Below are 14,967 nucleotides of genomic sequence, written 5' to 3' on the forward strand. Positions count from 1 at the left end.
ATGCCAATTCGGCACGTGCCTGAGGCAGTGACCGGGAACGGACGGTCAATTTCCGGTTTGACTCGCTCCTTTGGCGGGCGATCAGTAGCCTCTGCTCGAACACCGGATCGTCCGTGCCGTCGCCTACGCCTTGGAGAGATAGATGGAGCGTCCCGCCTGGGCCCCTCGCAGCATTGACATCTCAGTGCCGAGCGTGTCCCGGATATACGACTACTACCTGGGCGGTTCGCACAACTTCGAGGTCGACCGGGAAGCGGCGCGCAAGGCGATCGAGTTCATGCCGGGACTTCCCAAGACCATGCAGGCGAACCGGGCGTTCATGCGCCGGGCCGTCCGCCACGCCGCCGACGAGGGCATCGACCAGTTCCTCGACATCGGTTCCGGCATCCCGACGTTCGGCAACGTCCACGAGATCGCCCAGGCCGCCCGGCCCGGCGCGCGGGTCGTCTACGTCGACCACGACCCGGTTGCCGTCGCACACAGCGAGGTCGTCCTGCGGGACAACGAGGACGCGGCCGTCGTCGCCGCGGACCTGCTCAAGCCCCAGGAAATCCTGCTGAGCCACCCGGTTCAGCGGCTGATCGACCTGAACCGGCCGGTCGCGCTGCTTCTCGTTGCCATACTTCACTTCGTGGAAGACGCGGACGACCCGTACCGGGCGGTGGCCGAACTGCGCGACGCCCTCGCGCCGGGAAGCATGCTCGTCGTCACGCACGCCTCGTTCGAGGGCATTCCGCTCCTGCGGGAGCAGGCCGAGGGCACGGTCGACGTCTACAAGGACATCCGCAACCCGCTGATCATGCGCACGCGCGACGAGATCGCGCGGTTCTTCGAGGGGTACGACATGGTGGAACCCGGACTGGTGCCGATGCCGAACTGGCGGCCCGACACGGCGTCCGAGGACGAGGATCCCTATTCCTTCTCCGGGTTCGGCGGCGTGGGACGCACGGCGTGAGCGCCGAGCCGGACGGGCCGGAGGACAGACTGCGCCGGTTCGCGACGATCTGGAGCCGCGCGGTCTTCCCCGTCACCTCCACCTCGCTGACCCGGCCGGAGTTCGAGGAACAACTGCTGCCGCTCGCGCGGCGGCTGAGCGAGGCCCTGCGGGCCAGGACCTTCGAGGCGGCCGAGGGACGCGGCGTCGGCGCCGCACTGGTCGCCGCGCACTGCACCGACCCCGAGGCCCTCAGCAGGGCCCTCGACTGCGTCGACGCCTACCTGGTGCTCTACTGCGGCGAGGACGGCCCCAAGGAAGCCCTGCGGACCCGCTCCGCGCGACTCCAGCACGCGATGGCCGCCGGGTACGCCGAGGCGCTGCGCGAGCGGACCCTCTCGGAACAACAGGCCATCTCGCAGGCGGCGTTGACCGCGCGCAGCGCCGTCGCCGAGGCACTGCACGACAGCGAGGCCCGCTTCCGCGCGGTGTTCGAGGGCGCGGCCATAGGCATCGCCATCGCCGACCTCGAAGGAAACATCCTCCAGGCCAACGGAGCCCTGCTGCGGATGTTCGGCGGCTCCGAACAGACCATGCGCGGCCGCAGGGTCCCGGAGTGGACACACGCCGAGGACGCTCCCCAGGTGTGGCGGCTGTACGAGGAACTGGTGCGCGGCGAACGCGAGCACTACCACGTCGAGAAGGCCTTCTACCGCCCCGACGGCACCGCCCTGTGGACCAATCTGACGGTCTCCCTGCTCCGCGACGCGGACGGTCTGCCCCAGTACCAGCTCGCGCTGATGGAGGACACCACCGAGCGGCGGCTGCTCAATCTGCGGCTGCGCTACGAGGCGACCCACGACGCGCTGACCGGACTGCCCAACCGGACCCTGTTCTTCGAGCGCCTGGAGAAGGCGCTGGCCGCGGGGGAGGGACAGCGCTTCGGGCTCTGCTACCTCGACCTCGACGGCTTCAAGACCATCAACGACAGCCTCGGGCACGCGGCCGGCGACCGGCTGCTCGTCGAGGTCGCCGACCGCCTCCAGTCCTGCGCGACCGCCCCCGGCGAGATGGTCGCCCGGCTCGGCGGCGACGAGTTCGTGGCCCTGACCACCGGCCCGCACACCGAGCGCGAGGTCGACGAACTGGCCGGGCGCATCATGAACGCGCTCGTCACCCCGATCAGCATCGACGGCCGTGACCTGACCGTGCGCGGCAGCGTCGGCGTCGTCGAGGGTCCGGCCGGGGAGCGCGGCGCCGCCGAGGTGCTGCGCAGCGCCGACATCACGATGTACCGGGCCAAGTCCGCGGGCGGCAACCGCTTCGAGCTGGCCGACCCCGAGGCCGACGCGCGCGCCATCACCCGCAACGGACTCACCACCGCGCTGCCCGCCGCCCTGGACCGGGGCGAGTTCTTCATCGAGTACCAGCCGCTCGTGCACCTCGGCGACGGCAGTGTGCGGGGCGCTGAGGCGCTGGTGCGCTGGCTGCACCCGCAGCACGGCGTCCTCGGACCCGACCGCTTCATCCCGCTCGCCGAGCACACCGGACTGATCGTGCCGCTCGGCCGCTGGGTCCTGGAGCAGTCGGTGCGTCAGGCCCGTAGCTGGCAGGAACGGGGGTCCGCCGCGGGCCCGCTGCGGGTCAACGTCAATCTCTCGCCGTGCCAGCTCACCCATCCCGGCCTGGTCCAGGACACCGTCGACATCCTGGAGCGCGAGGGCCTCGACGCCCGGGCACTGTGCCTGGAGGTCACCGAGTCCGCGCTGATCGGCGCCGACGACGACCTGCTCAAACCGCTGCGCAGGCTCGCCGAGATGGGCGTCGACATCGCGCTCGACGACTTCGGCACCGGTTACTCGAACCTCGCCAACCTGCGCCGGCTGCCGGTCAGCATCCTCAAGCTGGACCGCTCCTTCACCCAGGGGATGCAGCAGTTCCCGGCGGACCCGGTCGACCTGAAGATCGTCGAGGGGATCGTCTCCCTCGCCCACAGTCTCGACCTCGCGGTCACCGTCGAGGGCGTGGAGACCGGCGCGCAGGCGGAACAGCTTCGGATCCTCGGCTGTGACACCGCCCAGGGCTGGTACTACGCCCGTCCGGGACCGCCCGAGCGGCTGCACGAGCTGGCGCTGGTCGACGCGGTCGGCTGAACCCGTCCGCGCGGCGCGCCTCCCTGACGGGGGCGCGCCGCACGGGGCGGGCATCCCGGGCGCACGGCACGCCTCGCGCCCGCGGCCCTTGGTATGTCTCATGGACGGGGAGCACCTCCCACACATGGAGCTGAGACGCATGAGCACCGAACTTCAGGGCAGGACGGCCGTCGTCACCGGAGCCAGCAAGGGCATCGGACTCGCGGTCACGGAGGCGCTGGCCGGGGCGGGCGCCACGGTGATCGCCGGCTCCCGCGGCACCTCGGCGGGCCTCGACGCCCTGGCCGGCAAGGGGAACGTGACCTGGGTGCCGGTCGACCTCGCCGAGCCGGAGGCCGCGGCCAGGCTCGTCGAGGCGGCGGGCGGGCGGATCGACGTCCTGGTCAACAACGTGGGGACGGCCCCGGCCCGAACCGGCGGTTTCCTGTCGGTCACCGACGAGGAATGGCGGCGCGGCCTGGAGCTGAACCTGCTCACGGCCGTACGGGTCACCCGTGCGGCCCTGCCGTCGATGCTGGCCGCCGGTGCGGGCTCGGTCGTGACGATCGCCTCGGTCAACGCCACGCTGCCGGACCCCCTGGTCATCGACTACAGCGCGGGCAAGGCCGCCCTGGTCGCGTTCTCCAAGGCCCTGTCCAAGGAGGTCGGCCCGCAGGGCATCCGCGTCAACACGGTGAGCCCCGGCCCGGTGAAGACCGACCTGTGGCTCGGCGGCGGGGGAGTGGCCGCCACGGTCTCGGCGTCCGCCGGGCTCACCCCCGACGACGTGATCGCCAAGGCTTCCGACGCGACCGTCACCGGCCGCTTCTCCGAGCCGTCCGAGGTGGCCGACCTCGTGCTCTTCCTCGCCGGGGACCGGGCGCGCAACATCACCGGCAGCGACTTCGTCATCGACGGCGGCCTCATCCCGACCTGGTGAGCCCGGGGCGGCCCGCCGTCAGCGTTCCAGCAGCATCCGCTGCAGTTCCCGGGCCGCCCGGGGCGGCGCCACGTCACTGCGGTGCGCCAGCGCGATGGTCCGCTCCAGTCCGGGCGGCGCCAACGGAGTCACCCGAAGCCCGGACCCGGACCGCGCGGCCACCATCCGCGGTACGACCGCCACGCCGAGGCCCGCCCGGACGAAGCCGAGCACCGCGTCCATCTCACCACCCTCGACCGCGAAGTCCGGTTCGAAGCCCTCGGCACGACAGGCGGCGACGGTCAGCTCCCGCAGGTCGTAGCCGTGCCGGAACATCACCAGACGCTCGCCCTCCAGATCGGCGACCCGCACCGCGCGCCGGCCGCCGCGCCCGCCGGGCGCCGGGGCGTCCGGCGACGACACCACCACCAGGTCCTCGCGCAGCAGCTCCACCGTGGTCAGCGCGGGGGACGGGGTGGGCAGGGGCAGGACGACGAGGGCGAGGTCGAGCGCGCCGCGCGCGAGTTCCCGTACGAGATCGTGCGAGCCGCCCTCCTCGATCAGCAGCCGGATGCCCGGATAGCGGTCGTGGAAGGCGCGCAGGACGTCGGGCAGCAGGCCCGTGCACAGGCTCGGGGTCGCGCCGAGCCGCACCCGGCCACTGCGCAGCTGAGCCAGCTCCTGCACCTCGTGCCGGGCCGTGTCCGCGTCGGCGAGGATGCGCCGGGCCAGCGGAAGCAGCGCCTCACCCGCGTCGGTCAGCGTGATGTTCCCGCGCGCCCGCAGGAACAGATCGGCTCCCAACTCCCGCTCCAGCGCCTTGATCTGCTGGGACAGCGAGGGCTGCGCTACGTGCACCAGATCGGCGGCCCGGGTGAAGTGCCGGGTCTCCGCGACGGCCACGAAGTACTGGAGCTGGTGGAACTGCACCCTTCGACCATAGCCCATGTCTATGGAAACCAGCCGTTTCATGTCTTGGACCGATCGGTACCCCGCGATCTACCGTCTCTTCTCATGGCTTTGGCAACGCGGACGGACCGACGGCCGTCCATGGCGCGCACCGTGTGGGACAGCTCCGTCGGCAAGAAGACCGTGATGGCCGTCAGCGGCCTGATCATGCTGCTCTACCTGGTCGCCCACATGATCGGGAACCTGAAGATCTACTTCGGAGCGGGCGAGTTCAACCACTACGCGCACTGGCTGCGCACCATCGGCGAACCGTTCATGCACTACGAGTGGACCCTGTGGCTCGTCCGCGTGGTCCTGGTCGTCGCCGTGGTCGCGCACGCCACCTCCGCGTACCAGCTCAGCCGGCGCGACATCAAGGCCCGGCCCGCCCGGTACGTGCACAGGAAGCGCGGCGCGAGCTACGCCACCCGCACGATGCGCTGGGGCGGGATCATCCTCGGCCTGTTCATCGTCTGGCACCTCCTCGACCTGACCACCGGAACCGTGCACTCCGGCGGCTTCCAGGAGGGCCACCCCTACCAGAACGTCGTGGACACCTTCTCCACCTGGTACGGCAACGTCATCTACATCGTCGCGATGCTCGCGCTCGGCCTGCACATCCGGCACGGCTTCTGGAGCGCCGCCCAGACCCTCGGGGCCGGCAGCCGCACCCGCGACCGCGCCCTCAAGACCGTCGCCGACGTCCTCGCGCTGCTGCTCACGGCCGGCTTCATCGCCGTACCGGTGGGCGTCATGACCGGAGTGGTGAGCTGAAATGACCACCGAATACGCCCACTTCACGACCGGGGAACCCCTCGCCGACGGCAAGGCACCGGCCGGACCGGTCGAAGAGCGCTGGGACAGGCGCCGCTTCGAGGCCAAGCTGGTCAACCCCGCCAACCGCCGCAAGCACACCGTGATCGTCGTCGGGACCGGCCTCGCGGGCGGCTCCGCGGGCGCCACCCTCGCCGAACAGGGCTACCACGTCGTCCAGTTCTGCTACCAGGACTCCCCGCGCCGCGCCCACTCGATCGCCGCGCAGGGCGGCATCAACGCGGCGAAGAACTACCGCAACGACGGCGACTCCGTGCACCGCCTCTTCTACGACACCGTCAAGGGCGGCGACTTCAGGGCCCGCGAGTCCAACGTCCGCCGCCTGGCACAGATCTCGGTCGAGATCATCGACCAGTGCGTCGCCCAGGGCGTGCCCTTCGCGCGCGAGTACGGCGGCCTGCTCGACACCCGCTCCTTCGGCGGCGTCCAGGTCTCCCGCACCTTCTACGCCCGCGGCCAGACCGGCCAGCAGCTCCTGCTCGGCGCCTACCAGGCGCTGTCCCGGCAGATCGCCGCCGGCAACGTCGAGATGCACCCGCGCACCGAGATGCTGGACCTGATCGTGGTCGACGGACGCGCCCGCGGCATCGTCGCCCGGGACCTGATCACGGGCCGCATCGACACCTACTTCGCGGACGCCGTCGTCCTCGCCAGCGGTGGCTACGGCAACGTCTTCTACCTCTCGACGAACGCCATGAACTCCAACGCCACCGCCGTCTGGCGGGCCCACCGGCGCGGCGCCTACTTCGCCAACCCCTGCTTCACCCAGATCCACCCCACCTGCATCCCGCGCACGGGCGACCACCAGTCCAAGCTCACGCTGATGAGCGAGTCGCTGCGCAACGACGGCCGCATCTGGGTCCCGAAGGCGCACGGCGACCCCCGCCCGCCGAACGAGATCCCCGAGGACGAGCGCGACTACTACCTGGAGCGCATCTACCCCTCCTTCGGCAACCTCGTGCCCCGCGACATCGCCTCCCGCGCCGCCAAGAACGTCTGCGACGAGGGCAGGGGCGTGGGCCCCGGCGGCCAGGGCGTCTACCTCGACTTCGCCGACGCCGTCCGGCGCATGGGCCGCGAGGCGGTCGAGGAGAAGTACGGCAACCTCTTCGACATGTACGCCCGGATCACCGCCGAGGACCCGTACACGGTGCCCATGCGGATCTACCCCGCCGTGCACTACACGATGGGCGGACTGTGGGTCGACTACGACCTCCAGACCACCGTCCCCGGCCTGTTCGCGATCGGCGAGGCCAACTTCTCCGACCACGGCGCGAACCGGCTCGGCGCATCCGCCCTCATGCAGGGGCTCGCGGACGGCTACTTCGTCCTGCCGTCGACGATCAACGACTACCTCGCCCGCAACCCGAACCAGCGGCCCGTCACCACCGAACACCCCGCCGTGCAGGAGGTGCTGGCCGAGACCGAGGACCGCGTCAACCTGCTGCTGTCCGTCGACGGCGACCGCACCCCCGACTCCTTCCACCGCGAACTCGGCGAACTCATGTGGGAGTTCTGCGGAATGGCCCGCACGGAGAGCGGCCTGCGCAAGGCCTTGGAGCGCATCCCGCAGATCCGCGAGGAGTTCTGGCGGCGCATCAAGGTGCCCGGCAGCGGAGAGGAGTTCAACCAGTCCCTGGAGAAGGCCAACCGCGTCGTCGACTACCTCGAACTCGCCGAGCTCATGTGCCTCGACGCGCTGCACCGCGCCGAGTCCTGCGGCGGCCACTTCCGCGAGGAGTCCCAGACCCCCGACGGCGAGGCGGCCCGCCGGGACGAGGAGTTCTCGTACGCGGCCGCCTGGGAGTTCACCGACACCGGCACCGCGCCCGTCCTGCACAAGGAAGACCTCGTCTTCGAGTACGTCCACCCCACCCAGCGGAGCTACGCATGAAGCTCACCCTGCGCGTCTGGCGGCAGAAGAACGCCGACGCCGACGGAGCGATGTCCACGTACGAGGTGGACGGCATCTCGGCCGACATGTCCTTCCTGGAGATGCTCGACACCCTCAACGAAGAGCTCATCCTCGCCGGCGACGACCCCGTCGCCTTCGACCACGACTGCCGCGAGGGCATCTGCGGCGCGTGCAGCCTGGTCATCAACGGCGACGCGCACGGACCCGAGCGCACCACCACCTGCCAGCTCCACATGCGCTCCTTCCGCGACGGCGACACGATCGACGTCGAACCCTGGCGGGCCGCCGCCTTCCCCGTCGTCAAGGACCTCGTCGTCGACCGCTCCGCCTTCGACCGGATCATCCAGGCCGGCGGCTACATCACCGCCCCGACCGGCGCCGCGCCCGAGGCGCACGCCACCCCCGTCCCCAAGCCCGACGCCGACTTCGCCTTCGAGCACGCGGAATGCATCGGCTGCGGCGCCTGCGTGGCGGCCTGCCCGAACGGCGCCGCCATGCTGTTCACCTCGGCCAAGATCAACCACCTGAACGTCCTGCCGCAGGGCGCCCCCGAGCGGGAGACCCGGGTGCTCGACATGGTCGGACAGATGGACGCGGAGGGCTTCGGCGGCTGCACCCTCACCGGGGAGTGCGCGACCGCCTGCCCCAAGGGCATCCCGCTGTTCTCCATCACCTCCATGAACAAGGAGTGGCTGCGCGCCGCCCGCGGAGCGGGCAAACGTTAGGCACAAAGTCGTTCGCCGTACGGTGCGGACGGGCGGGACCGGGTGTGGTGCTCATACCCGGTCCCGTCTCGCTTTTCCGGGGCACCCCTGTCATTCAGCATCCCCACATCCGCCCTCCTGGCACTGGTCACGCAGGCGCCAACCGGCGTCGGAAGAACAGGAGCGCGCAGACCGTTCGGATCCGGCCTGCCTCCCCCCGAGCTCTCGACTCCCTTGGAGCAAGGGGTATCCCCTCCGCCGAACCGGCCCGTGACCAGGAGAGTGCCATGACCGGCGTATCCACCCTCGCCAGCCCGACCGAGCCCGTCGCCCCCACCCGCTACACCGTCGCCCTGGCCCGCGACGAGGCCGATGTCCGGGCAGCGCAACGCCTCCGCCACGACGTCTTCGCCGGGGAGATGGGCGCCCTCCTGAACACCCCGCAGCCGGGCCTCGACATCGATGCCTTCGACGCGTACTGCGACCACCTGCTGGTCCGCGACACGGAATCGGGGCAGGTCGTCGGCACCTACCGGCTGCTGCCGCCCGAGCGCGCCGCGGTCGCCGGACGGCTCTACTCCGAGAGCGAGTTCGACCTCGGTCCGCTGGCCGGAATTCGCTCCGGCCTGGTCGAGGTCGGCCGCTCCTGCGTCCACCCCGACCACCGCGACGGCGCGGTCATCGGACTGATCTGGGCCGGCATCGCCCGCTACATGGTCGACGGCGGCCACGAATGGCTCGCCGGCTGCTGCTCGATACCGCTCGCCGACGGCGGCACCCTCGCCGCGGGCACCTGGGACCGGGTCATGGCCAAGCACCTGTCCCCCGAGGAGTTCCGCGTCCGCCCGCTGCTGCCCTGGCGCCCCGAGGGCGTCGCCCGCCCCGCCCGCACCGAACTGCCCCCGCTGTTGCGTGGCTATCTGCGCCTCGGCGCCTGGGTGTGCGGCGAGCCCGCGCACGACACGGACTTCGGGGTCGCCGACATGTACGTGCTGCTGTCGATGCGCCGGGTCAACCCGCGCTATCTGCGGCACTTCCTCTCGCTCGTCCCCGCCTGATGAGCACGCCCCGCACCGGAGCACCGCGCCTCACCGCCCTCCGCCGTGTCCGGATCGGCGGAGGGCCGGGAGCGGCACTGCTCCCCGGAGCCGTCCCGGCGCAGCGACGGCCGGCCGCCGGCCCGATCCCCGCACCGCAGCCGACCGCCGATACCGTCCGCGCTCCGGCCACACCCGCCACTCGGGCCCCGGCCCTGGCTGCTCCGGCTGCCCCGGCTCCGGTCCAGGGGACCGCTCCGGCCGAGCCCGCCGCTCCGGTTCCGGCCCCCACACCGGTGGCGGCGCCCGCCCCCCGTCCCGTCCGCGAGCCGCCGCCGCAGGCCACCAGTCCCATCCCGGCGCCCCGGCGGCCGGCCGCCGGACCCGTCCGGGGAGGCAGCGCCTGGCTGCCCACCGCTCCCTGCTCGCCGCGCGACTGTGTGGAGTCCGCGCGGCCCTGGACGGGCGTGCCCCGTGCCGTCCTGCGGCTGGCCGCGCTGCTGGCCGTGGTCGTCCTCGGGGTCGCCCTGATCCCGCTCGTCGGACTGCTGCGGGACCGACCGCGCCAGAGGTGGATCCGCCGCTGGTGCCTGGCCGTGGTGCACACGGCCGGGGTCCGGACACGCGTCACCGGGGCGGCCCGGCCCACCGGTGGAGTGCTGATCGTCGCCCACCACGTCTCGTGGCTGGACATCCCGCTGCTCGCCGCCGTCCGCCCGGCGCGGATGGTCGCCAAGACCGAGGTGCGCGGCTGGCCCGTGCTGGGCATGCTGGCCGCCCGTGGCGGCACGCTCTTCATCGACCGCGACCGGCTGCGCGCCCTGCCCGGCACGGTGGACCGGATCGCCGAGACCCTGCGCGGCGGCTCGGCCGTCGCCGCGTTCCCCGAGGGCAGTACCTGGTGCGGCCGGGCCCGGGGCCGCTACCGCAGAGCCCTCTTCCAGGCCGCGCTGGACGCCGGTGTGCCGGTCCAGCCGGTGCGCATCCGGTACCGGTGCGCCGACGGGACGGTGAGCACCGCGCCCGCGTTCGTCGGCGAGGACTCGCTGCTCGCCTCCCTGTGGCGCGTGGTGTCGGCGCGCGGTCTGGTGGCCGAGGTGGGTCTGTGTCCCCCGCTCCCGGCGGACGGCCACCTCGACCGCCGCTCCCTGGCCGAGGCGGCACAGGCCGCCGCGGGCGCTCCCGGCTCGGGCTCCGGGGCGCATCTCTGAGGGCCGGTCCGTGGTCCGGGGCGGGGCCTTGAGACCCAGGGGTTCCGCCACCGGGGCCGGCCGAACGCACCGGTGGGACGAATCCAGGCGGCGCCGGCCCAGGGCCTGTCTGACCATTCGCGTCATCGTCCGAAGGGCGCCGGGCAGACGGGAATTGTCGGACAGGCCCTAGCGGTGTCCGGCGAGTGCGCGGGCGAGATAGGGCGCCGTCCGGCCGGGCGCCGTCGCCACCTGTCCGGGTGGTCCGGCGGCCACGATCCGGCCTCCCTCGTCACCCCCGCCCGGGCCCAGGTCGATCACCCAGTCGGCGCCCGCCACCACCGTCATGTCGTGCTCCACCACCACGACGGTGTGACCGGCGTCCACGAGCCCGTGCAACTGGCCCATCAGCACCTCGACATCGGCCGGATGCAGTCCCGTCGTCGGCTCGTCGAGGAGATAGAAGGTGTGCCCCCGCCGGATCCGCTGCAACTCGCTCGCCAGCTTGATGCGTTGGGCCTCGCCGCCCGACAACTCCGTGGCGGGCTGGCCGAGCCGCAGATAGCCGAGGCCCACGTCGAGCAGGGTGCCGAGACTGCGCGTGACGGCCGGGGTGTCCGTGTCGGCGAAGAACCGGGCCGCCGCCTCGACCGTGAGATCCAGGATCTGCGCGATGTTCCGTCCCCGGTACGTCACTTCGAGCGTCTCGGGGTTGTAGCGCGCGCCGCCGCAGTCCGGGCACGGCGCGTAGGTGCTGGGCAGGAACAGCAGCTCCACGCTGACGAAGCCCTCGCCCTGACAGGTCTCGCAGCGCCCTCCGGCCACGTTGAAGGAGAACCGCCCCACACCGTAGCCGCGCGCCGTGGCCTCCTTCGTCCCGGCGAACACCTTGCGCACGACGTCGAACAGCCCCGTGTAGGTGGCGAGATTGGAGCGGGGCGTACGGCCGATGGGTCTCTGGTCGACACCGACCAGCCGTCCGACACCCGCCAGGTCCTCGGTCAACTCGCCGATCAGCGTGGACTTCCCGGAACCGGAGACCCCGGTGACCGCGGTGAAGACCCCGAGCGGGAACTCGGCGGTGACCCCGCGCAGATTGTGCCGGGTCACCGGGCCGACCGACACCTGTCCCCGGGGCGTGCGCGGCGGGCGCGCCGGTGCGGGGGAGCGGTCGAAGAGGAAACGTGCCGTCGCCGACTCCGGCACCCCCTCCAGCGCGGCGACCGGCCCGCTGTGCAGGACCCGCCCGCCGTGCTCCCCGGCCAGCGGTCCCACGTCGACCAGCCAGTCCGCGCCGCGCACGACGTCGAAGTGGTGCTCCACGACGAACACCGAGTTGCCCGCCGCCTTCAGCCGTTCCAGCACGGTGAGCAGAGCCTCCGTGTCCGCGGGGTGCAGTCCGGCGGACGGCTCGTCGAGGACGTACACCACGCCGAACAGCCCGGAGCGCAACTGCGTGGCCAGCCGCAGCCGTTGGAGTTCGCCCGCCGAGAGCGTGGGGGTGGCCCGGTCGAGGCTGAGGTAGCCGAGTCCGAGTTCCACGACGGGCGCGATGCGGGAGGCGAGGTCCTCGGTCAGGACGCGGGCGGTCTCGGAGTCGCCGCTGAGGGACTTCGCGAGCTCGACGAGCGGCAGCGCGGCCAGCTCGGCGATGCTCCGCCCCGCGAACGTCACCGCCAGTGCCTCGGGCCGCAGCCTGCTGCCGCCGCACACCGGGCAGGGAGCGGCGGTGAGGAAGCGCTCCGCCTTGGCCCGCAGGGTGGCGCTCTTCGTGTCGGAGAAGGTCTTCATCACATAGCGCCGGGCGCTCATGTAGGTGCCCTGGTAAGGGCGTTGGATCCGCTCGGCCTCGCGCACCGGATGCACGGTGACCACCGGCTGCTCGTCCGTGAACAGGATCCACTCCCGTTCCGCGGCGGGCAGTTCGCGCCAGGGCCGGTCCACGTCATGGCCGAGCGTGTCGAGGATGTCCCGCAGGTTCTTGCCCTGCCAGGCCCCCGGCCAGGCGGCGATCGCGCCCTCACGGATCGACAGCGCCGGATCGGGGACCAGCGACTCCTCCGTCGTACGGTGGACCTGGCCGAGACCGTGGCACTCGGGGCACGCCCCGGCGGCCGTGTTCGGCGAGAACGCGTCGGAGTCGAGCCGCTCGGCGCCCGCCGGATACCGGCCCGCGCGCGAGAACAGCATCCGCAGCGAGTTGGACAGATTGGTGACCGTGCCCACGGAGGACCGTGACGTGGGAGACGACCTGCGCTGCTGGAGGGACACCGCAGGCGGCAGCCCGGTGATCTCCCCGACCTTGGGCGCCCCCACCTGATGGATCAGCCGCCGCGCGTACGGGGCGACCGACTCGAAGTACCGGCGTTGCGCCTCCGCGTAGATCGTGCCGAAGGCCAGCGTCGACTTCCCGGACCCGGACACACCGGTGAACACCACGAGGAGGTCCCGCGGGATGTCGACGTCGACACCGCGCAGATTGTGCTCCCGGGCGCCGCGGACGCGGACGTGCGAGTCGAGGGGGCGGCCGTCGGGGCTGGGCATCGGCGGGACTCCTGAGGGCGGCCCGTACCGCGGTCCGTGGGTCGCGGCCCGGCCGTCGGCGGGGGCAGGGGCAAACCCCACGATTCTAGGCCGCGCCCGGTCCCGCTACCCGGGCGCGTGGGGCGGGACCCGGAGGGCCGCCAAGGCCGTCCGGCCGGACGGACGGGCCCGGACGGGCCCGCGCCGGTCGAGCCGCGCCCACGCCGGCCCGGACGCACCCCTGCCCGCTCAGGACGGCACGTTCTCCAGGTCGAGGAGCTGCCTCTTGCGTTCCAGGCCCCCGGCGTAGCCGGTGAGCGCCCCGGTCGAGCCGATCACGCGGTGGCAGGGGCGGACGATCAGCAGCGGGTTGGCCCCGATCGCCGTACCGACGGCGCGGACCGCGGCCCTGGACGCGCCGATCCGCGCGGCGACCTCCCCGTAGCTGACCGTGGTGCCGTACGGGATGGTCTCCAGGGCCTTCCAGACGCGCCGCTGGAAGTCGCTGCCGCTCGTCACGTACTCGATGTCGAAGGCGGTCAGCCGGCCGTCGAAGTACGAACCGAGCTGGGAGACGATCTCCCGGAACGCCGCCGGGTCCTCGTGCCAGCCGTCCTGGACGACCGCGCCGCGCTTCTGGTCCGGCACGGACAGCGCGGCCAGCGCCGTACCGCCCTTGGCGGTGCGGCCAGCGCCGTACCGCCCTTGGCGGTGGCCGACTCCTCACCCACCAGCAGCAGTCGGCCGAGCGGGCTGTCCATGGTCGTGTAGACCGTCATCGGTCGGTCCTTTCCGAGTTCTCGCAGCGTGTTCACCCTCAACAGTGCGCCCTGTGCCGGCTTCCGTCCGGCGGGATTCGGACACGGCGCTGAGGGGGTGGCCCGTCGACGCCGTACGGACGCGCTCGGCGGCGTCGGGCGGCCCGCTGGGGTCGCGCCAAGGCCGGAGCGGGCACACGATCGAAGTCGACCACTCCGCACGCCCCAGGAGTCCTGATGGTCTGGATCCCGCAGATCCCCGACCTCGTCGGCCGGCTCGGCGCCACCGAGCTCGCCGACGCCCTGCGCGACCCGGCGACGGCCACCGTACCCGTCGCCCTGGACGACCCGGAGGCCGGCCGGATCAGCGGCGTCGCCGTCCTGGCGGCCTGGCTGGCCGTGCAGGACACCTGGAGGGCGGAACGGAAGGCGGAGATCGAGGAGGTCGCCACCACGTTCGGCGAGGGGCGGGCCGTGGGGGAGTGGGTCGTCCATCTGGAGGGTGCGGAGGGCGAGCGCGTGGGACTGCCCGTGGCCGTCGCGGTGGACCTCGCCTCCGCGCTCCCGGTGCGGATCCACCACTCCCGCCTGCCGCTGCTCGGCCGGCACGCCGTGCGCCGTCCGATGGTGCCGCCGGACCCGTCGGCCCGCGCCTCCGGCGTGGCGGGCGCCTACCTGGCCGCCCTCGGCGCGGGGGACACCGCGGCGGCCGTCGCCGCCTTCGCGCCGGACGGGACCTTCCGGGGGCCGTCCGCCGACACGGACCGGTGTACCGGGACCGAGGAGCTGACCGGGCTCCACGACACGCTCTTCTCCGCGGGCGGCGGCATTCCGCTCTCGCTGTGCACCGTGATCGAGGACGACGAGAGCAGCGCGTTCGAGTACGTCGTCGACCGCTGGGGCGGTGCCGAGCTGCCCCCGCAGCCGGGCCTCGCGGTCTGCGTTCGCGGCGCCGATGGCCTGATCGCGTCGGCGCGGGTGTACGACGACGTGGAAGCACCCGTGGAGTAGGGCTGCCGGGCCCGTGCCGCGGGCAGGGTTCTGTTCTCGGATCTCCCCGCCCCACCCCCACC

11 protein-coding genes and 1 pseudogene are annotated in these 14,967 nt (G+C 72.4%); 9 read left to right on the top strand and 3 right to left on the bottom strand.

The annotated features are described in order from the left end of the window. The first annotated feature begins 142 nt into the window (after positions 1-142). The 3 genes from ACIQ7M_RS22700 (at position 143) to ACIQ7M_RS22710 (ending at position 4,006) form a co-directional block, all read left to right on the top strand. Entirely contained in the window at positions 143-955 is an 813-nt protein-coding gene (locus ACIQ7M_RS22700) for an SAM-dependent methyltransferase (RefSeq protein ID WP_386988132.1), read from the top strand. Continuing rightward, on the top strand, positions 952-3,087 hold the full coding sequence (locus ACIQ7M_RS22705; RefSeq protein WP_389840190.1) for a putative bifunctional diguanylate cyclase/phosphodiesterase: 2,136 nt from the start codon (positions 952-954) through the stop codon (positions 3,085-3,087). Before ACIQ7M_RS22700 ends, ACIQ7M_RS22705 begins: the two co-directional genes overlap by 4 nt. Positions 3,088-3,226: 139 nt before the next feature. Further along, a complete protein-coding gene (locus ACIQ7M_RS22710; RefSeq protein WP_386988137.1) occupies positions 3,227-4,006 on the top strand; it encodes an oxidoreductase in 780 nt (259 codons plus the stop codon). Positions 4,007-4,024: 18 nt separating this feature from the next. Here the strand turns inward: ACIQ7M_RS22710 and ACIQ7M_RS22715 are convergent, their stop codons facing one another. Further along, the gene (locus tag ACIQ7M_RS22715; RefSeq protein ID WP_384787767.1) at positions 4,025-4,915 is read right to left on the bottom strand and encodes a LysR family transcriptional regulator; all 891 of its coding nucleotides are present in this window, start codon (positions 4,913-4,915) and stop codon (positions 4,025-4,027) included. A gap of 120 nt (positions 4,916-5,035) precedes the next feature. On the opposite strand from ACIQ7M_RS22715, the gene ACIQ7M_RS22720 reads away from it, so the two are divergent. From ACIQ7M_RS22720 to ACIQ7M_RS22740, 5 genes are all read left to right on the top strand, one after another. Next, positions 5,036-5,707 (top strand): succinate dehydrogenase, encoded by a 672-nt coding sequence (locus ACIQ7M_RS22720; RefSeq protein ID WP_386988163.1) that lies wholly within the window; start codon positions 5,036-5,038, stop codon positions 5,705-5,707. A gap of 1 nt (position 5,708) precedes the next feature. Beyond that, positions 5,709-7,661 (top strand): fumarate reductase/succinate dehydrogenase flavoprotein subunit, encoded by a 1,953-nt coding sequence (locus ACIQ7M_RS22725; RefSeq protein ID WP_403647089.1) that lies wholly within the window; start codon positions 5,709-5,711, stop codon positions 7,659-7,661. Beyond that, on the top strand, positions 7,658-8,407 hold the full coding sequence (locus ACIQ7M_RS22730; protein WP_403647092.1) for a succinate dehydrogenase/fumarate reductase iron-sulfur subunit: 750 nt from the start codon (positions 7,658-7,660) through the stop codon (positions 8,405-8,407). The genes ACIQ7M_RS22725 and ACIQ7M_RS22730 overlap by 4 nt, the downstream gene beginning before the upstream one ends. 266 nt (positions 8,408-8,673) lie before the next feature. Continuing rightward, positions 8,674-9,444: a GNAT family N-acetyltransferase gene (locus ACIQ7M_RS22735; protein WP_403647096.1), complete on the top strand. Its 771-nt coding sequence runs from the start codon at positions 8,674-8,676 to the stop codon at positions 9,442-9,444. Positions 9,445-9,776: 332 nt separating this feature from the next. Continuing rightward, positions 9,777-10,634, top strand: a complete 858-nt coding sequence (locus ACIQ7M_RS22740) for a lysophospholipid acyltransferase family protein (RefSeq protein ID WP_403648175.1) — start codon at positions 9,777-9,779, stop codon at positions 10,632-10,634. 168 nt (positions 10,635-10,802) lie between these two features. On the opposite strand, the gene ACIQ7M_RS22745 is transcribed toward ACIQ7M_RS22740, so the two are convergent. Continuing rightward, positions 10,803-13,157: an ABC transporter gene (locus ACIQ7M_RS22745; RefSeq protein WP_403647099.1), complete on the bottom strand. Its 2,355-nt coding sequence runs from the start codon at positions 13,155-13,157 to the stop codon at positions 10,803-10,805. A 228-nt stretch (positions 13,158-13,385) separates the two neighbouring features. Continuing rightward, positions 13,386-13,915 (bottom strand): annotated as a pseudogene (locus ACIQ7M_RS22750) (methylated-DNA--[protein]-cysteine S-methyltransferase). A 216-nt stretch (positions 13,916-14,131) separates the two neighbouring features. On the opposite strand from ACIQ7M_RS22750, the gene ACIQ7M_RS22755 reads away from it, so the two are divergent. After that, complete coding sequence (locus tag ACIQ7M_RS22755) at positions 14,132-14,905, top strand: nuclear transport factor 2 family protein (protein ID WP_403647102.1); 774 nt, start codon at positions 14,132-14,134, stop codon at positions 14,903-14,905. Positions 14,906-14,967 lie beyond the last annotated feature (62 nt).

The organism is Streptomyces sp. NPDC096324, assembly GCF_044763015.1.
Lineage (GTDB): Bacteria > Actinomycetota > Actinomycetes > Streptomycetales > Streptomycetaceae > Streptomyces.